This window comes from Xenorhabdus bovienii SS-2004, from assembly GCF_000027225.1.
Taxonomy (GTDB): domain Bacteria; phylum Pseudomonadota; class Gammaproteobacteria; order Enterobacterales; family Enterobacteriaceae; genus Xenorhabdus; species Xenorhabdus bovienii_C.
Map to the genome: position 1 here is coordinate 892008 of NC_013892.1, position 26172 is coordinate 918179.

Consider the following 26172-nt stretch of genomic DNA (forward strand, 5'->3'; position numbering starts at 1 on the left):
ACTGAGTTAACATATTTAATAATTTATTGTTAATTTCTCATGATTTCAGGAGGTATTCTTGTATATATTTTTATAGTCATATTACTTATTTAATGAGGGTAACGTACAGTGATTTGTCAGACAATCCGGTCATGTATTAAATGATTAGATTAGGTATTAAAAATAATGTTCACGTTCAATAAAGGTTCCTATCACTTTATCGTGCATTTCTTCCGATTTTGAATACCCAATGGTTTTTCTATTCAGCCTTTTGATTCGGGTACGATGCGTTAAATTCGTTCTCTCTATACGCTGAGTAAACGCCTTTCCAGTCAAGTGCTCTTCCTCGGGAAGTGGGTCATAAACAACATAGTCATCCGTGCAGTAAAACCGAATAGTAAAGGAAGATAAGAGGGTAAGCAGCTTGTCTAACGTTTTTCGACTGCGATCGCCAAAAACATGAGCCACTATTCGCTTCAGGCGGGGTTCCCAAGCATACCAAAGCCAGCGTTGGTTTTTCTTATTGCCGACAAACGACCATTGCTCGTCGATTTCACAGACAATCTGGATGCCACATTCCGCAAGGGGAAGTGTCGTTACGTTTCGGGGTCTGAGGTTTTTAATGTTTTCATGACGGTGGCGGTGGCGACTTTCAGGATCCGAGCGGTGTCACGAATTCCCCCGTTATTCATCGCGATATCGACAATCTGTTCTTTAACGCCGGGTTTGCAGGCCTGATAGGTATACGCCAACTGAAAGACCTTACAGCAGCTATAACAGCGATAACGAGGATGTCCGCCATTTCCTTTCCCATGTCCTTTGACCTGTTCTGATTTGTGGCAATAACGGCAATAGACATCAACTTTGGCCATACTTCATCCTTAAAAAGCCGGAAGCATATCACAGCAACTAACCATTTAATACATGACCGACAATCCTGTATGAGCGTTTAAAAATTATATATAAAGAAAAGGGAAAATGTATGAGCGATTGGGAGGCTGTCCCTGTATTGGCTGCATTGGATCTAGATGAATTGGTTTAATTTTACACAAGTAAACTTGGGTTCCATTGCGACAATTTTGTTCCTAATGAATATGCGATAATTAGCAGAGGGGAAGCTGAAATCCATTTTTGGGCATGTAACGATAAGTACATTGCAGAGAACACTTCTTGCTATATTTTCGTGAAAGATATCCAGAGTGTGTTTCAAGAACTACAAGCGCAGACTGAAGTCTCTCCGCTTACGGAAACTCCATGGGGCATGTTGGAGTTCCACCTAATTGATCCAAATGGAAATTTACTTAAGTTTGGGCAGCCAGTTTAGCTGTTTAACGTTCTCCCCAACTCCTGTTTATTTATCCAAATGGAGCCTGTAAATTAAATTGTGTATTTGCCTTAGCTTGATATGGTTAATTTTCTATCAAAATAAAGTTATTTTATGAACTAGAAACAATTGCAGGCTCTTGCCCATGAACTAGATAACCTGAGATTTGCTTAAGAAGGGAACTAAAGTGCCTGAGGCACGATCAAAGTTTTTGCTAAAGAAAACAAAATTGTGGAGATCCTCATTTTATTTCATATGAGCCATTATCGTGATTTTAAAACGTTTTATATTAAATAACCTGAGTTCCGCAGTAGATTGGAGTTCACGAGAAAATTCAGACATAAAAAACCGGCCTCAGATGATTATCTGAAGCCGATTATGACTTATCTCAGTTGGCTTAAGCGAACGGTATTACCGTGTTGGGCGCTTTTTTTATTATTTAGAATAATGGATAACTAACCAATAAACTCCAGCCCTTTCATATAAGGACGCAATACTTCTGGAATTTCGATACGGCCATCTGCCTGCTGATAGTTTTCCATCACTGCAACCAGAGTACGGCCCACAGCCAGACCAGAACCATTCAGTGTATGCACCAACTGGGTTTTCTTGTCATCTTTGCTGCGGAAACGTGCTTGCATACGACGAGCCTGAAAATCCCACATATTAGAGCATGATGAGATTTCACGGTAAGTATTCTGCGCTGGCAGCCAAACTTCCAGATCGTAAGTTTTTCTTGCGCTTGCGCCCATATCACCCGTACATAGCAACATCTTGCGGTAAGGCAATTTTAATAACTGCAATACTTTTTCTGCATGTCCAGTCAGTTCTTCCAAAGCATCCATTGATTTTTCAGGATGGGCAATCTGAACCAATTCAATTTTATCAAACTGGTGCATACGGATCAGGCCACGAGTATCACGGCCATAAGAACCCGCTTCAGAGCGGAAACAAGGTGTATGCGCCGTCATTTTCAGTGGCAATGCACTTTCATCCAGAATATCACCACGGACAAGGTTGGTAACCGGCACTTCCGCAGTTGGAATCAAGGCATAGTTACTGCCAGTTTCTTCTTCCAATGGGTTGGTGTGGAACAGATCTTCACCAAATTTAGGCAGCTGACCAGTGCCATACAGCGTTTCATGATTAACCAGATAAGGTACATAAGTTTCCAGATAACCATGCTGTTCGGTATGCAGATCCAGCATAAACTGTGCCAGTGCACGGTGCAGACGAGCAATCTGACCTTTCATTACCACGAAACGCGAACCCGTCAATTTTACTGCAGCGGCAAAATCAAGACCGTTGGTTAATTCACCCAGTGCTACATGATCTTTAACTTCAAAACCATATTGGCGTGGCTCACCCCAGCGGCTAATTTCCTGATTATCACTGTCATCTTTTCCATAAGGAGAAGAATCATCGGGAATATTAGGCATTCTTAATGCGAGCTCACGGATCTCTGCCTGCAATGTTTCCAATTCAGCTTTCGCTAAATCAAGTTTTTCTCCCAACTGATTCACTTCCTGACGCAGTGGTTCAATATCTTCACCACGGGCTTTCGCTGCACCAATAGCCTTCGATCGGGAATTACGTTCTGCTTGCAGGGTTTCAGTTTCAACTTGTAAAACTTTACGACGCTCTTCTTGTTTACACAGCGTCTCCACATCAAGAGTATAACCCCTGCGAGCCAGTTTTTCGGCGACTGCGTCTAGCTCATTACGCAGCATATTTGGATCGAGCATGCTATTCCTGTGCTTGTTATTGAAAAAATTGTTATTGAGAAAAAAGTGGTGAAATCAGCTCGGACTGACCAAGCCGACACATATACCCTTACCGCATAAACCTTACCGTATCAATGGCATTAGCGGTAGCGTTTTATCTGGCTATTTTGATCCTGTTCAGTTAGCCAGTTTAATTTATCACCGATCTTACCTTCCAGCCCTCTGGCTGTCGGATGATAATAGCGGGTCTCTCGCATTTCTGGTGGGAAATAAACTTCACCAGCAGCATAAGCATTCGGTTCATCATGGGCATAGCGGTATGCCTCACCAAACCCCATTTCCTTCATGAGTTTGGTAGGCGCATTGCGCAAATGTTCAGGAACGTCATAATCCGGCTTATCTTGCGCATCCACCATCGCGGCCTTGAATGCCATATAAACCGCGTTGCTTTTCGGAGCGCATGCGAGATAAACAATGGCCTGTGCAATCGCCCGTTCCCCTTCTGCCGCGCCTACTCGTGTAAAACAATCCCACGCGGCAATAGCTACCTGCATGCCTCGCGGGTCAGCATTACCCACATCTTCAGATGCAATAGCCAATAAACGACGGGCAACATAAAGCGGATCACCGCCTGCTGTAATGATTCTGGCGTACCAATAAAGCGCAGCATCCGGCGCTGAACCACGTATTGATTTATGCAGCGCTGAGATTAAATCGTAATACCGATCACCTTTATTATCAAACCGCGCACTCCGTTCCCCGCTGACCTCTTTCAGTAACTCTGGTGTCAGAACTCGTTGTCCCTGTGCATTGGCTTCCGCCATATCTGACATCATTTCGAGCAAGTTTAATGAACGACGAGCATCACCCGCAACCAATTCTGCGGCCATCTGACGGGTGTCGTCCTGCAACACAATATTTTGCCCACCGAAACCACGTTCTTTATCATTCATAGCCTGAAAAAGCACTTGCTCAATTTCGGCTGCCGACAGTGATTTCAATAAATAGACACGGGCTCGTGACAACAAAGCTGAATTTAATTCAAAGGAAGGATTTTCGGTTGTCGCACCAATAAACGTGATCGTGCCATCCTCAATATGCGGTAAAAAGGCATCTTGCTGGCTTTTATTAAATCGATGGACTTCATCAACAAATAAGATAGTCCTGCGACCTGCATTACGATTTTGACTCGCTTTTTCTATGGATTCTCGAATTTCTTTGATACCAGAAGTGACCGCAGAAATACGCTCGATATCAGCTTGCGCGTAATGGCCAATAATCTCAGCCAGCGTTGTTTTCCCCGTTCCCGGTGGTCCCCACAAAATCATGGAGTGAAGATGACCCGCGCGGATTGCTCGTGGCAAAGGTTTGCCTTCCGCTAGCAAATGTTGCTGACCGATATAATGATCTAATGTGACTGGCCGCATTCTCGCGGCCAGTGGCTGAAATTCATTTTGTGAAAAATCGAGTGAAAGATTGTTCACTTAAACCTCACTAACGCTGATCATCCAACGTGACGCCCTCTGGCATGGTGAATTTGAATTTTGATTCATCAACGCGGGTATTTTGCTGCCCTTTTAATTGATAAGCACTTTTTTGCCCATCTTGCTCAACCGCTGTAAATTTCTGGATAGTCCCCTCCGGCGTTACAGTGATTGAAAAATGTTTCAAATTTCCATTGGCGTTACTGGGCGTCAACTCGAAGTTATTGCCATTTTGTACAACGTTATATTGCTTCCAGTCAGCAGAATCATTACGGGCAATCAACATAAATGGTGTATTGCCTGCAGCATCTTTTAACCAATTAGCAGTCACTTGTTCAACAAAGGGGTTATAGAACCACAATGTTTTGCCATCAGAAACCAAGACACTCTCATCAGGCGCTGTCATGTGCCAGTTGAACAAATTAGGACGTTTGACCCAAAGTTGCCCTTCACCGTTTTGGATCGCTGAACCATCACTACTAGTGACGGTTTGGATAAAACTAGCGTGAAAGCTATTCACCTTACCCAAGCGACCTTGTAGATCCTGCGAGGCATCAGCCCATGCAGTACCCACACTCACACCCATCATCAGACAACCAATCAACATCAGTTTTTTCATGTGCGAGATACCTTCAATTCATATTTATTATCAGCGTTAATAGCCGATACCACATTTAAAAATGACTTATCAATGTTCATGCGGCGGAGGCGCCAAGACTTCACGATTGCCATTGTGACCAGGAGTACTGACAATCTGCTGTGCTTCCATCTGTTCGACAATTCTGGCTGCTCGGTTATACCCGATGCGGAACTGTCGTTGTACACCGGAAATAGAAACCCGACGTTTTTCGGTCACAAATTGAACCGCCTGATCAAACAGGGGATCCAATTCTTCATCGCTATCTAATCCCAGACCACCTTCACCGTCTTCTCCACCCTTGATAATATTATCAATATATTGAGGACGACCACGGGCTTTCCAGTCGTTGACAACTTCATGAACTTCCTGATCGCGAACAAATGCGCCATGAACACGTACAGGAATGGAAGAGTTTGGTGCCAGATAAAGCATATCCCCCATGCCAAGTAATGATTCTGCACCACCTTGGTCAAGAATGGTACGAGAATCAATTTTACTGGAAACGGTAAATGCGATGCGCGTCGGGATATTGGCTTTAATCAGCCCTGTAATGATATCAACTGAGGGACGCTGTGTTGCCAGCACCAAGTGAATACCTGCTGCGCGTGCTTTCTGAGCCAGACGCGCAATCAATTCTTCCACTTTTTTCCCTACCGTCATTATCAAGTCAGCAAATTCATCAACCATGACAACGATATAAGGCTCTTTTTTCAGCATAGGATGAGTTACATCCATACTGTCACCCGGTTTCCAGAAAGGATCGGGGATCGGGCGTCCCATATTTTCCGCTTGTTTGATCTTATCGTTATAGCCGGCGAGATTACGCACGCCCAAAGCTGACATCAACTTATAACGACGCTCCATTTCGTTCACACACCAGCGCAGTGCATTCGCCGCATCTTTCATATCAGTGACGACTTCCGTCAATAAGTGCGGAATACCTTCATAAATCGACAATTCGAGCATTTTCGGATCGATCATGATAAAGCGGACATCTTCCGGTTTCGCTTTATATAGAATGCTGAGGATCATTGCGTTGACCCCCACTGATTTCCCCGATCCCGTCGTCCCTGCAACCAGCAAGTGAGGCATTTTACCCAAATCAGCAACTACTGGCTGACCTGCGATATCTTTCCCCAAAACGATAGTTAATGGCGATGGGTTATCGCGGAATTTTTCACAGTCCAAAACCTCACGCAGATAAACTGTATGACGTTTTTTATTCGGTAATTCCAAACCTACGTAAGGTTTTCCCGGAATCACTTCCACGATACGAACCGCCACCGCAGAGAGTGAGCGGGCAAGGTCACGCGACAAGTTGGAAATACGGGAAGCTTTAACCCCTGGAGCCAAATCCAACTCAAATCGTGTAATAACCGGACCTGGTGAGAACCCAACAACATCCGCTTTGACACGATAATCATTCAGGCGCGCTTCAATCAGACGTGAAATCTGTTCAAGGGCAAACATATCGACGGGCTCCTCTTCTGCGGGTGGTTTCGTCAGAAGATCTAAAGAAGGCATCGGTGTTGTTGGCTTTGGCAATGGTTGATCATTACGCATCAAAAATGGATGGAACAGGCTCGATTGCTGCGGTTGCTGCGGTTGCTGCGCAACAGTATGCTGAATTTTCGATTCATGGGAAGGCCCTGAAACAGAAACTGTTCTTTTTTCCTGTTCTGAATGAATCGATGACTCTGATTGCAGGGGTAATGGCTCAACAGGTTCAGATTTTTCAAAACCATCAGCCAGTGAAGAATAATCAAACGCAGGCTTTTCGGCCTGACTTGGAATTACAGGCTGGATCTTTTGATAACGTTCACGCTGCTGCTGTTCAAACGCCACTCGCAATGCCTCTTCCTGTTCCGACGGTTCATCAACACTATGCTCTACAAATTCGGCTGTCGCTGATTGCTTATGTATCTGAGCGATTTCTTCACGAGGCCCTTTTGTTTCTTCTTCAAAATTAGAACCATAGCGTTCACGCTGCTGTTCAAGGAATTGCTGCCGCAACGTGTCTTGCTGCTGTTCATCCATTTGCTGTTCATCAGTTTCCGCAATAAGATCGCTTTGTCTCTCTTTTTCTTCCCGTTGCAGATGTTCAGACAAACGCTGAGACGGTACTTTGACACCATATAATTCACGGCGGGTAGGTATTCTAACGGGATTCGGCCGCGGCATTTCAGGGCCAATACCCTGTTTCATCTGAGGAGTTTTCATCACAACAGCAGCACTAGAAACACCAGCAGCCACATTTTTCAGATTATCATTCGGAGAAAAAGTAAACGACTCTATCGGCTGTATGTTTGTTGCCACAGTGCTATCTATAGATAACTCTGATTGTGCAGTTTTACTGAATTCTGATTCTGTATCTAATTGATAATCAGCTGGTAGTTCAAATGTATAAGGAACAGGTTCTTGATCTTCTTCAGCATGATCCGATTCAGTTTGTACTGATTCCGGTAAGGCAATGGCTTTCTGAGCAATAGATTGCGGCCTGTTTTCGTTTTGCTGCACAGACTGAACCTTTTCAGGTGAACCGACCTCCTGCGCTATATCCATAGCTGGAGGCACTGAATCAGTTTTAACCAGTTCCACCATCGTTGGCGCACTCAACAGCACGTCATCCTCGTCAACTTCTACAGCTTTAGCGGCAGATGCTGTCGTGCCTATATCACCTGTGTTGACATTATCAGCACGATTTTGCCCGCTGGCCAGATGTTCAGGAGTAACCTCGTTTTCCAGTTCTCCATACTCAGGCTCATTGCGACTGCGATTTACCATAAAACTGAGTGAGTCAAGAATAACTGCACCAATTTTTTCCGCAATCGTGAGCCATGACCAGCCTGTAAATAATGTGAACCCAATAGCCCAGACACCGAGCAGCGCTAATGTCGCCCCAAGAATATTAAACCACGGCAGAATTGCTTTACTGAATAAGTTGCCGATGACACCACCAGCAGCAAAATCGTTTAAATCATCAATATTGAGAGCAACCAGACCACATGAGGTTAATACCAGTGCCAAAGCGCCAATGATGCGTAATGCGAGCGTAAAGAAATCAACATACTCTTGCCTATCTTTCTGACGGAAAGCATTCCAACAACCTAAGAACATAAATAGCGGGACTGCATAGGCAAGAATACCAAATGCCGAAAATAGTATATCTGACAACCAGGCTCCAACACTGCCACCGAAATTATGGACGGGCCCATTCCATGACGTTTGTGACCAACTGGGATCGGAGGGATTGAAACTGACAAGCGCCACCATAAAGTACACGGCACAAATAGCAATAACCAACAGAATGGCTTCCAGAAGCCGACGGCTACTGCTTATTTTCTTTAATTTAACACGTTTATCTTCTGTATATTCCTGGTTCAAGAAAGGCTCTCCAGGTTTTCCTATTGATTAAATGGAACAACGCTGAGGATTGCTCAGCGTTGGAACTGTATGCATAAACAGGAGTGTACCTAAGTTTTTCCTATTTTGCACCTGTACATTTTAGACAAAAGTTTAGCGAGTTTTAATGACTAAACGGTTACTCTGCTTCACTTCTTCCATGACAACATAAGTGCGGGTGTCATTGACGCCCGGAAGTCGCAGCAGGGTTTCGCCCAGTAATTTACGATATGCAGACATATCTGGCACTCGTGTTTTCAGTAAATAGTCAAAATCACCAGAAACTAAGTGACATTCTTGGATTTCTTCAAGTTTCTGTACAGCAGTATTAAACTGCTCAAAGACATCTGCTGCACCACGGTTCAGAGTAATCTCCACAAATACCAGCAGCGATGCATCCAGATAATGAGGATTCAACAAGGCGGTGTAACCAGAAATAAAGCCCTGACGTTCCAATCGGCGTACACGCTCCAGACAAGGAGTAGGTGATAAACCAACCCGTTTGGATAATTCCACATTAGAAATACGGCCGTCTTTCTGCAATTCGTTAAGGATATTACGGTCTATGCGATCAAGATCTTTTCCTGGACGCTTCTTATTATCTATCATCTTATTGCTCTCTCTTTATATTCCTACACCCATAACATTTTCCCTATCTCTCTCAAGCAGTTGAGCTGGAAAAGATGTCTTTCAAAGGCTAAAGCTCAATCTGTAACCAAGGTTTGGGATCTATACGCCATTTTCTGAAATACAGTTTCCCAGAACTCGATTAACCAAAACACGACTTACTAGAACACCGTCCTCCAGAATATTATTTCCCAAAACACTACGTCTCCCAGAAAGCAGCTTATCGGCAATTTTTTTGTTCTATAAGAAAACTACCCACTCCGATTTGTCTATTCTATAGAAACAATTGATTAGCGAGGTAGATAATTATCTCTTCCACAGATGTTTTCGCAAATGCACAGCCGATTGTCAAAGTAAATGAACAAAAATCAGAACAACCTACCAAACAAATTTTGAGTAAATCCTTTCAATAGCTTGTCTTATACCTTATACGGATAAATGATGTTCAATTCAGAAAGTTAAGTAACCTCTCCTTACATTCCCATTACATCATAGTTACTATCTATCGGTAAAATCGTTAATAACATAAATATTTTATCTGATAATCGCTTTTTTTAACTTATTATTTCTCCTACAATCCCCAAATCCGCAATATGCGATAATGGAAATGAGGTATTCATGAGCACAGCCAAACACAGTAAACTTATCATTCTTGGCTCAGGTCCTGCTGGTTATACCGCCGCTGTTTATGCAGCCCGCGCTAATTTAAACCCCGTCCTTATTACAGGGGTTGAAAAAGGCGGCCAATTGACCACCACGACTGAAGTTGAAAACTGGCCCGGTGATCCTGAAGGGCTGACAGGTCCAGATTTAATGGAACGTATGTTCCAGCACGCTGAAAAATTTCAAACAGAAATTATTTCTGACCATATTCAGAAAGTCGATTTCGAAAAAAAACCATTCCGTCTTTATGGAGATGATCAGGAATATACCTGCGATGCTTTGATCATCGCGACAGGTGCTTCTGCCCGTTATCTGGGTCTCCCTTCCGAAGACGCTTTCAAAGGTCGTGGCGTATCTGCCTGTGCAACATGTGATGGTTTCTTCTATCGTAAGCAAAAAGTTGCTGTAGTTGGTGGTGGCAATACCGCCGTTGAAGAAGCACTATATCTTGCGAACATTGCAGCCGAAGTCCATCTCATTCACCGCCGTGATACTTTCCGTTCAGAAAAGATCCTCATTGACCGCCTGATGGAGAAAGTCAAGAATGGTAATATCATTCTGCACACCGATAGAACTTTAGATGAGGTGCTGGGCGATGATATGGGTGTGACTGGCATTCGTATTCACGATACGAAAAGTGATAATGCAGAAGAGCTGGATGTTACTGGTGTCTTCATTGCTATCGGACACAGTCCAAACACAGGTATCTTTGAAGGACAGCTTGATCTGCAAAACGGATATATTAAAGTCCAGTCCGGCCTGCATGGAAATGCCACCCAGACTTCTATTCCGGGAGTATTTGCCGCCGGGGATGTCATGGATCATGTTTATCGCCAAGCCATCACCTCAGCAGGTACAGGCTGTATGGCTGCACTGGATGCTGAACGTTTTCTTGATGGATTGGCAACTAAATAAACCCTCTTTCCTTAAGGCGCTATTTCGGTAGCGCTTTTTAACAGGGAACATAAGGTTTGGCCGCTGGCAAACAGTATCACCAGCCTTTTTGATACATTGTATCATCACCTGCTAATCAGAAATTTTTCTTATGGACAAAACAAGACAATCTGAACTTGTTCGATGGCTAAGACAGCAAAGTGCGCCTGCCCGTCGGTGGCTTCGGCTATCCATGCTACTTGGCCTCATTAGCGGATTACTAATCATCTCTCAAGCTTGGCTTCTGGCGTCAATCCTTCAAGCACTAATCATGGATAATATCCCCCGCGAAAATCTCATCGTTCAGTTTCTGATGCTGATCGCCGCCTTTACATTGCGGGCAATTGTCAGTGCTATTCGAGAGCGTATCGGTTTTATCTGTGGCAAGGTTGTACGCCAACAAATCCGCAGTATGGTTTTGGATAAACTGGCACAATTGGGGCCGGTTTGGGTCAAAGGAAAACCCGCCGGAAGCTGGGCTACGATTATCTTGGAACAAATTGAAGATATGCAGGATTTTTATTCCCGCTATCTGCCCCAAATGGCGCTTGCAACGATTATCCCTCTCTTAATCCTGATGACTGTCTTTCCTGTCAACTGGGCTGCAGGGTTAATTTTACTCGTCACAGCCCCATTAATTCCCCTTTTTATGACATTGGTTGGATTAGGGGCCGCTGACGCCAATCGACGCAATTTTGTCGCGCTCAGTCGTTTAAGCGGCAATTTCCTTGATCGTTTACGGGGTCTGGAAACTCTACGCGTGTTCCATCGCGGGGAAGCCGAAGTTAAGCAACTTACCGAATCGACAGACAATTTCCGTCACAGAACGATGGAAGTACTGCGCATGGCATTTTTATCGTCTGCTGTGCTGGAGTTTTTTGCTGCGGTTTCCATTGCGGTTGTTGCCGTTTATTTTGGTTTTTCTTATTTGGGAGAATTACATTTTGGTAGTTATGGTCTGGGTGTCACGTTGTTTGCAGGCTTCCTCGCTCTGATCCTCGCTCCTGAATTCTTTCAGCCACTGCGCGATTTGGGTACGTTTTATCATGCAAAAGCCCAGGCTGTCGGTGCCGCAGAGTCACTTTTTACCCTGCTCAGCAGTGAGGGAGAACACTCTGTATTCAACGGCGAAAGAATGCTGCCAGATACAAAATCAGTGACTATTGAAGCAAACGAACTGGAAATCCGGTCACACGATGGTCATCGTCTTGCGGGTCCCTTGAGCTTCACGATTGACCAACATCAGCGGATTGCATTGGTTGGGAAAAGTGGTGCAGGGAAAAGCTCACTGATCAATCTATTACTCGGATTCCTACCCTATCGCGGCTCTTTGAAAATCAATGGAATCGAGCTACGTGAGCTGAATCTAACCAAATGGCGTGAGCAATTAAGCTGGGTTGGACAAAATCCACACCTGCCAGAACAGACGCTGCTCGATAATATCCGTCTTGGTCAATTTGACGCAACACAAGACCAGATTAATGATGTTATGGAACAGGCTTATGTCAGCGAGTTTATTTATGCTCTTCCTGACGGCGTGAATACAGTCATTGGTGACAATGCTGCCCGTTTATCTGTTGGACAAGCTCAACGCATCGCCGTAGCACGGGCATTATTGAATCCCTGTCAGTTATTGTTGTTGGATGAGCCAGCAGCCAGTCTTGACGCCCATAGCGAACAACGTGTGATGATGGCATTAAATCAGGCATCTAGTCAGCAAACCACACTGCTGGTCACTCACCTGTTAGAAGAAACACTGGAATATGACCAGATTTGGGTAATGGAAAACGGGTTAATCATTGAGAAAGGCCATTATCAGAGTTTAAGCCAATCTCAAGGGGCATTTTCCCGTCTGTTGTCTCATCGCAGCGTGGAGCTTTAATCATGCGTATATTACTCCCATTTCTCGCACTCTATCGCCGCCACTGGTTTCTCATCAGCTTAGGCATGGTATTAGCGATTGTAACCCTGTTAGCCAGTATTGGCTTGCTGACGCTTTCCGGCTGGTTTCTTGCCGGTACAGCCTTGGCAGGATTCGCGGGGTTATATACGTTCAATTATATGCTGCCAGCCGCTGGCGTCCGTGGTGCAGCTATTTTCCGTACTGCTGGCCGTTATGGTGAACGACTGGTCAGTCATGATGCTACTTTTCGCGTATTAGCCCATCTACGCGTTTTTGCCTTTCAGAAAATTTTACCGCTTTCTCCGGGAGGCATCGCCCGTTTTCGTCAAGGCGAGCTGCTGAATAGAATCGTTGCGGATGTCGAAACGCTTGATCACCTCTATCTGCGAGTTATCTCCCCTGTCCTTTCAGCGTTGGTTGTGATTGTTGTTCTGACTTTTGGCTTGAGTTTTCTTGATGTCACCCTCGCATATACCCTAGGCGGGATTATGCTGGGGCTACTGATAATATTGCCTTTTGGGTTTTATCATGCAGGAAAGCCTTATGGCAGAGACATCACCCTACTACGCGGTCAATATCGTACATTACTCACTAGCGCGTTGCAGGGACAGGCGGAGTTAACAGTGTTTGGCGCACTCGGGCGTTTTCGACAATCAATGACAGACGTTGAATCCGATTGGCTGAAATGCCAACAACAGCAAGCCAACCTGACGGGGCTTTCTCAAGCCGTTATGATTTTCGCTACAGGCATAACAGTGACTCTGCTACTTTGGCTGGCAGCAGCAGGTGTAGGGGAACATAGCCAACCCGGAGCACTGATAGCTCTATTTGCGTTCTGTGCTCTCGCTGCTTTCGAAGCTCTTGGACCCGTCACAGTAGCATTTCAGCATATGGGACAGGTTATCTCATCTGCAACCCGTGTTTCTCAGTTAATGCATCAGGAGCCAGAAGTCACTTTCCCTGCTCATGGGCCACAAACGACTGATAGCCTCAATCTTGAGATAAAAAATATTGATTTCACCTATCCTGAACAACCTCTGCCAGTATTGAAGAATATTTCACTGTCCCTGGCATCTGGCGAGCATATCGCACTATTGGGGAAAACAGGGTGCGGTAAATCGACACTTTTACAGTTACTGAGCCGTGCATGGAATGTTGATCACGGCGAAATTCAGCTCAATCAACAACCTATTTCCCAGTATGATGAAACCACGCTGCGATCAATGATGTCTATCGTTCCTCAGCGGATACATGTCTTCAGCCATACCCTGCGTGAAAACCTCTTGCTAGCCAAACCGGATGCCAGCGATGATGAGTTAGTAATCGTACTCAAACAAGTGGGTTTAGGGAACTTGCTAGACAATAATGAAAAGCTAAACTGTTGGATGGGTGAAGGTGGGCGCCAGCTTTCCGGTGGGGAACAACGCCGTTTGGGGATTGCCAGAGCGTTGTTACACAATGCACCATTAATGCTGCTGGATGAGCCGACAGAGGGGCTGGATGCCGATACTGAACAACAGATTCTGTCTCTGTTACGCCACAGTTGCCAGCACAAGACACTGATTGTGGTTACCCATCGATTAACAGGTTTACAGCATTTGGATCGTATCTGTGTTATGGATGAGGGACGCATCATTGAGCAAGGCAAACATGATGTGTTGCTGGCTCAGCAGGGGCGTTACTATCAATTCTATCAGCGACAGAGCTATCCTGAGCAGGAGTAATCATTTTTATGACGATAGCTCAACTGGGTAACTCATATGCATTTCCTCATCCAACCCATGCGCTGGCTGAACCAAATGGTTTACTAGCATTTGGCGGTGATCTATGCGCAGAGCGTTTAAGGGTAGCTTATCACGAAGGTATTTTCCCTTGGTTTTCCCCTGATGAGCTTCCCCTATGGTGGTCACCCGACCCCCGAGCGGTTCTAATTCCGGGTGAATTACATACTGGACGTACGCTACGTCGTTTTATTCGCAAACTTCCTTACCAAATTACGGTAAACTATGCTTTCGATCAGGTGATATATGGTTGTGCCCAACGGCAAGAAGGCACTTGGATCGGGTCTGATGTTCAGAAAGGTTATCAGGCTCTACATCAAGAAGGTCTGGCTCATTCAATTGAAGTCTGGCATGACTGCCAACTTGTAGGTGGTTTATATGGGATTAATGTAGGTACGCTATTTTGCGGAGAATCGATGTTTAGCAAAATGGAGAATGCATCTAAGTGTGCTTTTGTGGCATTCTACCACCACTTTTTACATCATGGTGGCCAATTATTGGATTGTCAGGTACTAAATCACCATACGAAATCATTAGGCGCAAAAAATATTCCAAGGAAAGAATTTCTCCAGCATCTTTACTTATGCAGAGAGCAATCATTGCAGGCAGGATGCTGGGCTGCTCAAATGCTGGATTTATAGTCAAAATCTAGTGATTTATGCTGTTCACGGCGGGAATGTCGATATCCATTATGAGGAAAATGATGGTTTAAAATACGACATTCCTTTACATAATGAGGGTTTTTCGGCATTATCTTGCCGTTTAAAAACTATGGTTGTTACATTTAGAGGATTAGATGGCCAAAGAAGACAATATTGAAATGCAAGGTACTGTGTTAGACACACTGCCAAACACCATGTTCCGTGTCGAATTGGAAAATGGACACGTCGTTACTGCTCACATTTCAGGCAAAATGCGTAAAAACTATATTCGCATCCTGACTGGAGACAAGGTTACAGTTGAGCTAACCCCATATGACCTGAGCAAAGGCCGTATCGTCTTCCGTAGCCGCTGATTTAGATACTGTTTTAAACACCACAGGTGATAATTTTTTCGACATTCACCTGTGGTGTCACCCGACTATTTTTATCAACTTCCAGTACAACTCTTTAAAATGTGGTCTGTTTTATAGCACCGCATCTTCCGATTTCTTTTTACTCGACTTTTGTGCACTTTTGAAATCGTATATCAGTGCCCGTTTGTCTTTATCAAGATTAATCCTAACCGAACCTCCATGTATCAACGAACCAAACAACAGTTCATTCGCCAATGGTTTCTTGAGATTGTCCTGAATCACCCGAGTCATTGGACGTGCGCCCATCGCTCTGTCATAGCCTTTATCACATAACCACTGACGGGCATCTGCACTTACTTCCAGAGAAACACCTTTTTCATCCAGTTGTGCTTGCAGTTCAACGATGAATTTATCAACAACCAGTTGAATGACTTCAGCGGAAAGTGCATCAAACCAGATGATACCATCGAGACGGTTACGGAATTCAGGTGTGAAGATCCGTTTGATCTCTTCCATTCCATCTATGCTGTTATCCTGCTCAGTAAAACCAATGGACTTACGCTGTATCTCACGTACCCCTGCGTTGGTTGTCATCACCAGAATCACATTGCGGAAATCAGCCTTGCGGCCATTGTTATCTGTCAATGTGCCATTATCCATGACCTGTAGCAGCAAGTTGAACACGTCAGGATGAGCCTTCTCAATCTCATCCAGCAACAACACTGAATGTGGATGTTTGATAATAGCATCTGTCAATAAACCGCCCTGATCGTATCCCACATAACCTGGTGGTGCACCAATCAAACGACTGACGGTATGGCGTTCCATATATTCAGACATATCAAACCGCAGTAATTTTATATTAAGCATTTTAGCGAGCTGGAGAGTAACTTCCGTCTTACCGACCCCCGTGGGTCCTGCAAACAGGAAAGACCCCACTGGTTTATGTTCCTGCCCCAATCCGGCACGGCTCATCTTAATGGCTTCCGTCAGTACCCCGATTGCTTTATCCTGACCGAAAACCAGCATCTTCAAACGATCATCCAGTGTTCTCAATACATCTTTGTCACTGGCTGAAACCGTTTTTTCTGGAATACGGGCAATACGAGCCACTACAGATTCAATGTCGGCAACGTTAATCGTTTTTTTGCGACGACTAGCCGGCACCAATCTTGTTCTCGCTCCCGCTTCATCAATAACATCAATGGCTTTATCCGGCAGGTGGCGATCTGTAATATATTTCACAGACAGCTCAACCGCAGCACGAATGGCTTTTGCAGTATAACGAACATCATGGTGCGCCTCATATTTAGTACGCAATCCATTGATAATCTGCACCGTTTCCTCAGAAGAAGGTTCAAGAATGTCTATCTTCTGGAATCGGCGAGCCAGCGCTCGATCTTTCTCAAAAATATTACTGAATTCGTGATAAGTCGTTGAGCCAATCACCCGAATGCGACCACTGGACAACAGCGGCTTAATCAGGTTAGCCGCATCCACCTGCCCCCCCGAAGCAGCACCTGCACCAATAATGGTATGGATTTCGTCGATAAAGAGAATACTTTTGCTGTCTTGCTCTAACGTTTTTAACAAAGATTTGAAGCGCTTCTCAAAATCACCTCGATACTTAGTACCCGCCAGCAATGAACCAATATCCAACGAATAGATTGTGCAATCCTTAATAACCTCAGGAACATCTTTTTGCACAATACGCCATGCAAGCCCCTCAGCAATGGCGGTCTTGCCAACACCTGACTCCCCCACAAATAAAGGGTTGTTTTTACGGCGGCGGCATAATACCTGAACCGTTCTTTCCAATTCATGCTGACGTCCGACAAGCGGATCAATCTGCCCTTTTTGTGCCAATTGATTCAGGTTGGTAGTGAAATTTTCCAGTCGATCTTCATTTATCACCTGTTCCTCCTGAATCGGATTGACACTGTGATGAGACTCATTATCAGACTCATCTTTGCGCGTTCCATGTGAAATGAAATTCACGATATCCAGACGGCTCACATCATGCTTTCGCAGTAAATAAGCAGCCTGGGACTCCTGTTCACTGAAAATAGCAACCAAGACATTCGACCCAGAAACTTCTGAACGCCCCGAAGACTGAACATGAAACACTGCACGCTGTAATACACGTTGGAAACTCAACGTAGGTTGTGTATCTCTGTCATCATTCTCTGATAACAAAGGGGTTGTTTGTGCGATAAAATTTTCCAATTCCTGGCGTAACATCACCAGATCGACTTTACAAGCCTCCAGTGCTCCTCGCGCTGATGTATTGCTTAACAACGCCAGCAATAGGTGCTCTACAGTCATAAATTCATGTCTGTTATCCCTTGCTTTGGCAAAAGCAATGTTGAGACTAAGCTCCAGTTCTTGATTGAGCATAAGCACCTCCTCCTAAAATCAGTAAGCCAGATCAGACCTTCTCCAGCGAGCAAAGTAACGGATGCTCGTGCTCTTTAGCATACATATTCACTTGCGCAGCTTTAGTTTCTGCCACCTCTGCCGTATAAATCCCGCAAATTGCCTTACCTTGGTAATGGATATCCAGCATGAGTTGCGTTGCTCGTTCAACATCATAAGAAAAGAACTTTCGCAATACGTCAACCACAAACTCCATAGGGGTATAGTCGTCATTGTTAAGAATCACCTTATACATTGATGGTGGCTGTAACGTTTGCTCTGTTTTATCTTCAATTAATTCTTCAATTTTCAAACTGTTATAAAACTCACTCATTGTTCTTCCGCTGGGTATTAACTTTCTGCTAAATTTTAGTATGAACTAATTCATTCTACTGCTATATATTTTATCACTTCATGAAGCACTCTGCTTATCCCCTCTTTGATCTCTGGATAAAGAATCCGCCTAAAAATCGGATATCGTTATCTATATCAAACTTTCGCTATTTGAGACAGCTTGAGGTTATTTCTGTGCTTGACGGCGTAATGAATTTCACTACAGTATATTTTATGAGCACCGCCCTGGCTGGGCATCTGCTCATATCCTGAAATTTTTAGTGACTCCTAAACCCGAAATCGTGATATGAGGGATAAAGAAGTATGGAAACAGGTACTGTGAAATGGTTCAATAATGCAAAGGGCTTTGGATTTATTTGTCCGGCCAGCGGAGGCGATGACATATTCGCTCACTATTCAACCATTCAGATGGATGGTTATAGGACGCTGAAAGCTGGGCAAAAAGTGAACTTCAGTATTCATCAAGGCCCCAAAGGCAACCATGCCAGCCTTATTGTTCCTCTGGAAGATGACTCGAAATCAAAAAAAGAGTGACCAGATAAATTCGTAATTCCCACGCCACAAACGAATAATGGCTTATTTGTGGCGTGCTATTAATACAAGTTCATTTAGTACCCATCTTTCTACTGCAATACCGTAGCGTAGCTGTTACTCTCTGACCAGCACCTCTATAGGATCAAACTGAATATGGGTTTACGGCGGTTTTGCTAAGTTCAATTGGCTTTTTCCTGCCATTCTCAACTGACACGTAAATAAATACGTTTAAGGGCTTACTCCGACCCACCCATAATTGGACGTAAATGACGAAAACGTGTCATACGGTGGCGGCCAATCCGTGATAATCAATTAACACCGTTAAAACCGGAAATTTCTACACGTTTCAGGAACATATACTCCCCTTTTTCGTATCAGATTTAATTAATTTCTTTATGATACCTAATGCCTTAGATAATAAAAAACACCTTGAATTTCAGTATGTTTCCCTTTATTCTGTTTGTTATTTTAGTGTAAAAATATTGTTGTCATGATTTTATTGGTCTTTATGACTGATTCAAGTTATAGAGCCAGATAAAAGACATTTATTCTTGAATAAGGATATGGGTTATGTATTCAGGGTTGCTAATTGTTCTCATACCATTAATTCTAGGCTACCTTATTCGTCTGAATAATAAAACGGCGCTGGCCACAGTTCATTACCTACTTAATATCATAATTTATGTCATTCTCTTCCTGATGGGCGTCAGACTCGCCATGCTGGAAAATCTGGGCAATAATCTACTCTCTATCCTGCTGTATGCGATGACATTTTTCTTATGCATATTTGCGACTAACTTGCTGGCACTTATCCTATTGGATAAACGGGATCCGTGGATTATTCAAGTCAATAAGCAGGAAAAATCGCCTTCTCAATTACATATGGTTTTTGATTCCATCAAGTTATGTGGTGCATTAATATCAGGATTTTTACTCGGGCTGACAAACTGGTCATTGTTGAATTTTGCCGATCATGCCAGTGAAATTGCCTTGATTCTTTTACTGCTTCTGGTTGGTATTCAACTGCGCAATAACGGAATGAGTTTAAAACAAACGCTGTTGAATCGCCGTGGCACCATTATCGCTCTGGTCGTCGCTATAAGCTCCCTGTTGGGTGGCATTATCGCCGCATTTTTACTGGGATTACCGACCAAAACCGGTCTTGCCATCGCATCTGGGTATGGCTGGTACTCTCTTTCTGGTATTTTACTCTCTAACGCTTATGGCTCGGTGATTGGCAGTACTGCATTCTTCAATGATCTAGCCCGTGAGTTGGCATCAATTCTGCTCATTCCGATGCTCATCAATCGTTATCGCTCAACAGCGTTGGGGTTAACCGGAGCTGCATCAATAGACTTTACATTACCAATATTACAACGCTGTGGTGGCATAAGTATCGTACCAGCAGCCATTGTTCACGGTTTTATATTGAGCTTGATGACGCCCGTATTTATTGCATTTTTTACTCAACAGGCTTAGGCGTTACCTGATGCATGAAAAGGTTAAAAAGAAAACTTATTTGGCATCAAAATCAATCTATTTAGCCAAAAATAGAACATAAAATAATCTAAAAAAAGCTGATAGCCTGATTAGTTAAGTCACTAATTTGATGATAATAACAATTTTATGCAGATATTATTGCATAGTTATTCTTATGAGATTAATATCCCTCCAACCTATTAACTATTCATATTTATCGCATGAGCATTCAATTAAAAAACATAAATTGTTTCTATGGAACGCATCAGGCCCTGTTCGATATCAATTTTGAATGTACATCAGGAGAAACTGTGGTTCTGTTGGGCCCGAGTGGTGCTGGCAAAAGCTCTTTACTGCGAGTGCTTAATCTATTGGAGATGCCTCGTTCTGGGCAACTAAGCGTGGCAACACATCAGTTTGATTTCAAACAGCAGCCAGGCGCCAAGGAAATACGAACACTGCGGCAAAAAGTTGGCATGGTTTTTCAACAATACAACCTATGGCCACACCTAACTGTGATGGATAACTTGATTGAAGCCCCCTGCCGCGTATTAGGTCTACCCAGACAGCAGGCTCGGGAAAAAGCAGCAAAACTGCTGGCTCGTCTTCGTTTGGATGAATTTTCCAACCGTTTTCCACAACACCTGTCTGGCGGACAGCAACAGCGTGTCGCTATTGCACGGGCATTAATGATGGAACCCCAGATTCTGCTGTTTGATGAACCAACCGCTGCACTTGATCCTGAAATTACATCTCAAGTCATCAATATCATCAAAGAACTGGCAGGAACTGGTATTACCCAAATTATCGTGACACACGAAGTGGAACTTGCACGTAAGGCAGCAACACATATTGTGTATATGGAGAAAGGCCACATCATTGAAAAAGGTGACGCAAGTCATTTTTTAAAACCCAAAACAGAAGCCTTTGCTCATTATTTGTCACACTAGCTCTGTCATTACAAATAGTCAGTTAGAACATAAAACAAGCATCAGTAACATTTATCAACCATAATGCTCATGAACTACAGGATATGACTATGAAAAAATTATTGTTTGCTGCCTTATTAACCGCAATGACTTTGTCTACATCTGCAACCGCAGCAGAAAAAGAAACGCTGCGCTTTGCTACAGAAGCAACCTATCCTCCGTTTGAATTTATTGATGCAAACAATAAAATTCAAGGGTTCGATGTAGATTTAGCGAATGCTATTTGCGCGAAAATCAACACAGAGTGCACATTCACCAATCAAGCTTTCGATAGCCTCATTCCCAGCCTGAAATTCCGCCGTTTTGATGCATTGATGGCAGGCATTGATATTACGCCCGACCGCCGTAAACAAGTTGATTTCACTCATACCTATTATGATAACTCTGCCGTTTTTATTGCCATCAAAGGAAAATTTACTCATTCTGCCGATCTGAAAAGCAAGCAAGTGGGAATACAGAATGGTACGACACATCAGAAATATTTGATGGAACAGCATAAAGAGATCAAAACCGTACCTTATGACAGTTATCAGAATGCGATCCTTGATCTGAAAAATGGCCGTATTGATGCTGTATTCGGTGATACTGCCGTTGCCAATGAATGGCTGAAGAAGAATAAAGAATTAGGCTCTGTCGGCGACAAAGTTACTGACAAAGATTACTTTGGCATTGGTTTAGGAATTGCAGTTCGTAAAGGTAATACAGCTTTGCTGGATAAGCTGAACAAAGCACTGGCTGAAGTCAAACAAGATGGTACTTATAACTCCATCTATAAAAAATGGTTTGAACAATAACAGAATCCTAATGAGTGAACTTCAATCTTTAATTAACGCCGCTGGTATTACCATCGGCCTTGCTGTTTCTTCTCTTGTCATTGGCTTAATTCTGGCAATGCTTTTTGCCGCTTGGGAATCAGCCGGCTGGAAACCCTTTGCTTTCTTAGGCTCTTGTTGGGTCACATTGATCAGAGGATTGCCTGAAATTCTGGTTGTCCTCTTTATCTATTTCGGAAGTTCACAGCTTCTCATAACGCTGTCAGAAGGCTTTGATGTCAATCTCATTGTTTGGCAATTCAGAATCCAGATGGAAATTGACAACTTTGATGTCAGCCCTTTCCTTTGTGGTGTTATCGCCCTTTCTCTACTTTACTCCGCATACGCATCACAAACACTGCGAGGCGCATTGAAAGCAGTCCCAATGGGGCAACGGGAAGCCGGACAAGCACTCGGGTTAAGTCAAAGCCGTATATTTTTTCGTCTGACTATGCCGCAGATGTGGCGCCATGCATTGCCAGGGCTTGGCAATCAGTGGTTGGTTCTACTGAAAGATACTGCTTTAGTTTCACTGATCAGTGTTAATGATCTGATGTTGCAAACGAAAAGTATCGCGACTCGCACACAGGAGCCATTTACATGGTATGTGATTGCCGCCATGATCTATCTGGTGATTACTCTGGTGAGCCAATTTATTCTCAAACGGCTTGAAATGCGCGCCATTCATTTTGAACGGAGTGCTTCCGATGTTTGAGTATATAAAGGATATCTTACCTGGCCTGCAAACTAGCCTAAGCTTGACTGTCACCGCATTACTGGCTGCATTTATACTGTCTGTGGTTCTGACCTTCATTTTAACAATGAGGTTGCCGATACTATCCCAATTGGTAAAAGGCTATATCACGTTATTTACCGGAACGCCGTTACTGGTTCAGTTCTTCTTGATTTACTACGGACCCGGACAATTTCCCTCAATAAAAGAGTACCCTTGGTTATGGCAACTCATGTCAGAGCCGTGGCTATGTGCCATGGTGACACTGGCCTTGAACAGTGCAGCCTATTCAACCCAACTTTTTTATGGCGCCGTTAGGGCAATCCCTACTGGGCAATGGCAATCCTGTCAGGCTCTTGGTATGTCAAAAACCCATTCCATGCGCATTCTGCTGCCTTATGCCTTCAAACGAGCGCTTTCTTCCTATTCCAATGAAGTTGTCTTGATTTTCAAGAGTACTTCTCTAGCCAGTACGATCACACTGCTGGATATCATGGGATATAGCCAACTTCAATTCGGGCGTAGTTATGATGTGACTGTATTTGTTGCTGCTGGGGTCATTTATCTTTGCGTAAATGCTCTTCTGACACTGCTGATGCGCATAATTGAGCGTCGAGCCTTATCATTTGAGCAACGCCATTAAATACTCAACAGCACACGATTTATCTGCTTTTTGCTTTTGTCAGCGATAACTATTAGTTATCGCTGACAAATACAGCTAAATCCCCTGTTACTTTCCATCAAAGATCAGTAACGCCAGCGTTTCATAATGTTCTGTATGGGGGAACATATCGAATAATTGCACTTTTTCTATTCGATATTGCTCAAGCGCAGCAATATCTTTTGCCATTGTTTCAGCATTACAACTTGAATAGAGAATAAATTTAGGTGCCATCCGACTGAGGTATTCGCATAACGCCTTACCAATTCCCCTGCGAGGAGGATTCACCAGCACCAGTTCAGGGAGTTGCGCTTTATCAAGGGCAAAATGTGTAGAATCCAATGCCTGAAATTCAACCTGCTCAAGACCAAGACTTTTGGCCGAGTTTTTGGCACAGGCAATGGCCTCTGCACTAATCTCAATCCCTGTCAGTCTGGTTTCTTTGTCTGCACAGTGCAGCCCAAAACCTCCTGCTCCACAAAAGAGATCCCACATGCTGCTGATATTCAGCTCTCTGACCCAACGACCAGCCGTCGCATAAAGCGCCGAAGCAATTTCTGGATTTGTCTGGAAAAAACTACGGGGACGAATATACAGCGGAATTCCGTTGAAGATTTCCTTCAGCATCTTATGCTCAGTAAAAATGACTTCTTTTTCCCCTTCCAAAATCGCCATATGAGTCGGTTGAATATTGGCAGAAATAACCGTCAATTGTGGTAGTTGTTCCTGTAACCACGGCAAAGCATGTTCCAACTGAGCCAGTTTTGTTTCTGAGCGCAGGACAAAACGCAGCATCATTTCACCGCTGGCACGGCTTTCTGTCAGCAGAATATATTTCAATTCCCCTTTTTTACGTGCAACGTTATACGGAACCAACCCAGCTTTAGCGATAAATATTTTTATCGATTCAAATACCAGCTGAAAATATTGTGGATACAAAGGACAATCACAAAGATCCACCGTTCTGCCATCACGGTGAAGCATGCCAAGCTGTGGGCGTTCAACACTGCCACTTACCACCATCTTGGCCTTATTACGAAATCCACTGATCAGGCTGCTGACTGGAGGCAGCCAGTACGTTGCTGACGTCTCCCGTAAAAGCTGCTGTAAATGTTGTTGTTTATCAGATAATTGTTGTGAATAGGACTTATTGAGCCACTGGCAGGAGTGACAATGCCCCGCGGTATACTGCGCACATTGCATTGTAAAAAACCATATCAAAGAATATTAGTGCAAGGTAAATGTCGATGTTTCCGTCGAAGCCAATGATTCCTCATCTTCCACTTCTACTTCCATCTCGCTTTCCATATCATTATTAATATAAAGGAAATTATTGCTGTGAATTTCAAAAATCACATTGGCAATCTGCTCCTCACTTTGCTGCAAGAAATGGGAAAACTGCGGGAAAGTCATACCAGCGGCAATAGGAAATGCCTGACAAACTATCAACTTCGGTAAGTTTTCGTCCTGAATATCAAGGAACACTTTGGCAGTGAGGGAACTCGCATTAATCTGGCTCAAGTTTGCAGCCAATGGAATTATCGCCGTTGGCCTGACTTCTGCCAGAGCAGAAAACAGCACTACGTCACCCAACAGATCAATCTTGGCATCAAACAGGCCATCAATGTTCTGCATATGAGGCAAATGCAAGACCGAATTTGAATCACTCTCAAAATAAGAAATTTTGAGGCGTTCAAGCCAGTTACGCAATGTTACCAAATTTGGAACAACCATAGAATCCATCGAATCAACCTCATATGACCAAAAAGTTGTACATGCTATCTGAAGGAAACACCTTGCCAATAGCAACAAGATCAATAATTAACCTATTTTGTTTTTTCATCATCAGAACCAGTCAGATGATTTTTATCTACTTTCTTATGATCAATTCCTAAAAAAGAAAGATTATAGACTGCACGCCAGATAATATGGATAGCTGCAGGTATCAAGCAACCTATACCCAATAAGATCATAGCAATGTGCGCTTCTGTCGTCATTAATAAAGGTGATAGAATTATGCTATCAGTTATCGACAAATACGCCAAAACCAACAAGCCGATTCCCAATACTTCTAATAAAATAACCAGCTTTGGCATATCTGACAACGAGCTCATCTCTTTTGTTGAGATTTTCTTCATGACTTTCTACCTTCTGAGCCTGATAAAATAGACTCTCCGCCTCTTATAGAAGGGCTATCATACCTGAATCCCTTCTATCGGCAGGACAAATTAGAACAAAAGGCAATTCCTGCTTTTTTTTGCCGACGCTTACAGGCATAGTAACCCCAGATGACAATCTATGAAGTTCACGATTATTACCACTAAGGAGTTTGTATGTATACTGTCATTTTTGGTCGCCCAAGTTGCCCATATTGCGTTCGCGCCAAAGAATTGGCTGAAAAATTAAAAGCAGAGCGCGACGACTTTGATTACCGCTATATTGATATCTGGGCTGAAGGCATCACCAAAGACGACTTGTCAAAAACTGTGGGGAAACCCGTTGAAACCGTTCCTCAGATTTTCCTTGATGAGAAACATATCGGCGGCTTTACTGATTTTGAAGCTTACGCTAAAGAACATCTGAACTTGTACAAATAACCATAAAATTCACTATCCAGCCAGAAATATCGATGCTTTCTTCTGGATAGTGGCAGGCTCATAATATTGACTAAGATCCACATATCCACTGAATTGAAAAAAATCTGTAATTTTTTCCTCAAC

23 protein-coding genes and 1 pseudogene are annotated in these 26172 nt (G+C 43.6%); 13 read left to right on the forward strand and 11 right to left on the reverse strand.

Features of this window, described 5'->3' with window-relative positions:
- Positions 1–156: 156 nt before the first annotated feature.
- A protein-coding gene (locus XBJ1_RS20550) for an IS1 family transposase (protein ID WP_143827612.1) occupies positions 157–851 on the reverse strand; the annotation gives its coding sequence in 2 pieces (ribosomal slippage) (positions 157–596 and positions 596–851; 696 coding nt in all).
- Between the two features lie 182 nt (positions 852–1033).
- On the opposite strand from XBJ1_RS20550, the pseudogene XBJ1_RS22910 reads away from it, so the two are divergent.
- Positions 1034–1303, forward strand: a pseudogene (locus XBJ1_RS22910) (bleomycin resistance protein); the annotation flags it as partial.
- Positions 1304–1758: 455 nt separating this feature from the next.
- Here the strand turns inward: XBJ1_RS22910 and serS are convergent.
- The 5 genes from serS to lrp all read right to left on the reverse strand — a co-directional run bounded on the left by serS (position 1759) and on the right by lrp (position 9162).
- Positions 1759–3048 carry a serine--tRNA ligase gene (gene serS, locus XBJ1_RS03805; protein ID WP_012987451.1) on the reverse strand — a complete coding sequence of 430 codons (1290 nt, stop codon included), beginning with the start codon at positions 3046–3048 and terminating at the stop codon, positions 1759–1761.
- Between the two features lie 119 nt (positions 3049–3167).
- Complete coding sequence (locus XBJ1_RS03810) at positions 3168–4511, reverse strand: replication-associated recombination protein A (protein WP_012987452.1); 1344 nt, start codon at positions 4509–4511, stop codon at positions 3168–3170.
- A 10-nt stretch (positions 4512–4521) separates the two neighbouring features.
- Positions 4522–5130, reverse strand: coding sequence for an outer membrane lipoprotein chaperone LolA (gene lolA / locus XBJ1_RS03815; RefSeq protein WP_012987453.1), 609 nt, complete (start codon positions 5128–5130; stop codon positions 4522–4524).
- 69 nt (positions 5131–5199) lie between these two features.
- A complete protein-coding gene (locus tag XBJ1_RS03820) occupies positions 5200–8535 on the reverse strand; it encodes a DNA translocase FtsK 4TM domain-containing protein (RefSeq protein ID WP_012987454.1) in 3336 nt (1111 codons plus the stop codon).
- A 132-nt stretch (positions 8536–8667) separates the two neighbouring features.
- A complete protein-coding gene (gene lrp, locus XBJ1_RS03825; RefSeq protein WP_004256338.1) occupies positions 8668–9162 on the reverse strand; it encodes a leucine-responsive transcriptional regulator Lrp in 495 nt (164 codons plus the stop codon).
- 636 nt (positions 9163–9798) lie between these two features.
- Here lrp and trxB point away from each other — a divergent pair.
- The 5 genes from trxB to infA all read left to right on the forward strand — a co-directional run bounded on the left by trxB (position 9799) and on the right by infA (position 15475).
- A complete protein-coding gene (gene trxB / locus XBJ1_RS03830) occupies positions 9799–10758 on the forward strand; it encodes a thioredoxin-disulfide reductase (protein ID WP_012987456.1) in 960 nt (319 codons plus the stop codon).
- Positions 10759–10888: 130 nt separating this feature from the next.
- Positions 10889–12658 carry a heme ABC transporter permease/ATP-binding protein CydD gene (gene cydD, locus XBJ1_RS03835; RefSeq protein WP_038198372.1) on the forward strand — a complete coding sequence of 590 codons (1770 nt, stop codon included), beginning with the start codon at positions 10889–10891 and terminating at the stop codon, positions 12656–12658.
- Between the two features lie 2 nt (positions 12659–12660).
- Positions 12661–14403, forward strand: coding sequence for a heme ABC transporter ATP-binding protein/permease CydC (cydC, locus tag XBJ1_RS03840; protein ID WP_012987458.1), 1743 nt, complete (start codon positions 12661–12663; stop codon positions 14401–14403).
- A gap of 8 nt (positions 14404–14411) precedes the next feature.
- Positions 14412–15101 carry a leucyl/phenylalanyl-tRNA--protein transferase gene (aat, locus tag XBJ1_RS03845; protein ID WP_012987459.1) on the forward strand — a complete coding sequence of 230 codons (690 nt, stop codon included), beginning with the start codon at positions 14412–14414 and terminating at the stop codon, positions 15099–15101.
- A gap of 155 nt (positions 15102–15256) precedes the next feature.
- Positions 15257–15475, forward strand: coding sequence for a translation initiation factor IF-1 (gene infA, locus XBJ1_RS03850; RefSeq protein WP_002211347.1), 219 nt, complete (start codon positions 15257–15259; stop codon positions 15473–15475).
- A 111-nt stretch (positions 15476–15586) separates the two neighbouring features.
- On the opposite strand, the gene clpA is transcribed toward infA, so the two are convergent.
- On the reverse strand, positions 15587–17872 hold the full coding sequence (clpA, locus tag XBJ1_RS03855; protein ID WP_012987461.1) for an ATP-dependent Clp protease ATP-binding subunit ClpA: 2286 nt from the start codon (positions 17870–17872) through the stop codon (positions 15587–15589).
- 31 nt (positions 17873–17903) lie between these two features.
- Positions 17904–18224: an ATP-dependent Clp protease adapter ClpS gene (clpS, locus tag XBJ1_RS03860; RefSeq protein ID WP_012987462.1), complete on the reverse strand. Its 321-nt coding sequence runs from the start codon at positions 18222–18224 to the stop codon at positions 17904–17906.
- Positions 18225–18547: 323 nt separating this feature from the next.
- Between clpS and cspD the strand changes: the two genes are divergently transcribed.
- The 6 genes from cspD to artM all read left to right on the forward strand — a co-directional run bounded on the left by cspD (position 18548) and on the right by artM (position 23434).
- A complete protein-coding gene (gene cspD, locus XBJ1_RS03865; protein ID WP_012987463.1) occupies positions 18548–18778 on the forward strand; it encodes a cold shock-like protein CspD in 231 nt (76 codons plus the stop codon).
- Between the two features lie 570 nt (positions 18779–19348).
- A complete protein-coding gene (locus XBJ1_RS03870; RefSeq protein ID WP_012987464.1) occupies positions 19349–20257 on the forward strand; it encodes a lysine exporter LysO family protein in 909 nt (302 codons plus the stop codon).
- A 221-nt stretch (positions 20258–20478) separates the two neighbouring features.
- Complete coding sequence (gene artP, locus XBJ1_RS03875) at positions 20479–21207, forward strand: arginine ABC transporter ATP-binding protein ArtP (RefSeq protein WP_012987465.1); 729 nt, start codon at positions 20479–20481, stop codon at positions 21205–21207.
- A gap of 89 nt (positions 21208–21296) precedes the next feature.
- Complete coding sequence (gene artJ, locus XBJ1_RS03880; protein ID WP_012987466.1) at positions 21297–22040, forward strand: arginine ABC transporter substrate-binding protein; 744 nt, start codon at positions 21297–21299, stop codon at positions 22038–22040.
- A gap of 10 nt (positions 22041–22050) precedes the next feature.
- Positions 22051–22773, forward strand: coding sequence for an arginine ABC transporter permease ArtQ (gene artQ / locus XBJ1_RS03885; RefSeq protein ID WP_012987467.1), 723 nt, complete (start codon positions 22051–22053; stop codon positions 22771–22773).
- Complete coding sequence (gene artM / locus XBJ1_RS03890; protein ID WP_012987468.1) at positions 22766–23434, forward strand: arginine ABC transporter permease ArtM; 669 nt, start codon at positions 22766–22768, stop codon at positions 23432–23434. Before artQ ends, artM begins: the two co-directional genes overlap by 8 nt.
- 87 nt (positions 23435–23521) lie before the next feature.
- On the opposite strand, the gene rlmC is transcribed toward artM, so the two are convergent.
- The 3 genes from rlmC to XBJ1_RS03905 form a co-directional block, all read right to left on the reverse strand.
- On the reverse strand, positions 23522–24655 hold the full coding sequence (gene rlmC / locus XBJ1_RS03895) for a 23S rRNA (uracil(747)-C(5))-methyltransferase RlmC (RefSeq protein WP_012987469.1): 1134 nt from the start codon (positions 24653–24655) through the stop codon (positions 23522–23524).
- A gap of 24 nt (positions 24656–24679) precedes the next feature.
- Positions 24680–25195, reverse strand: coding sequence for a YbjN domain-containing protein (locus XBJ1_RS03900; protein ID WP_012987470.1), 516 nt, complete (start codon positions 25193–25195; stop codon positions 24680–24682).
- Positions 25196–25278: 83 nt separating this feature from the next.
- Entirely contained in the window at positions 25279–25590 is a 312-nt protein-coding gene (locus XBJ1_RS03905; RefSeq protein WP_012987471.1) for a YbjC family protein, read from the reverse strand.
- A gap of 195 nt (positions 25591–25785) precedes the next feature.
- Between XBJ1_RS03905 and XBJ1_RS03910 the strand changes: the two genes are divergently transcribed.
- Positions 25786–26049, forward strand: coding sequence for a GrxA family glutaredoxin (locus tag XBJ1_RS03910; protein ID WP_012987472.1), 264 nt, complete (start codon positions 25786–25788; stop codon positions 26047–26049).
- Positions 26050–26172 lie beyond the last annotated feature (123 nt).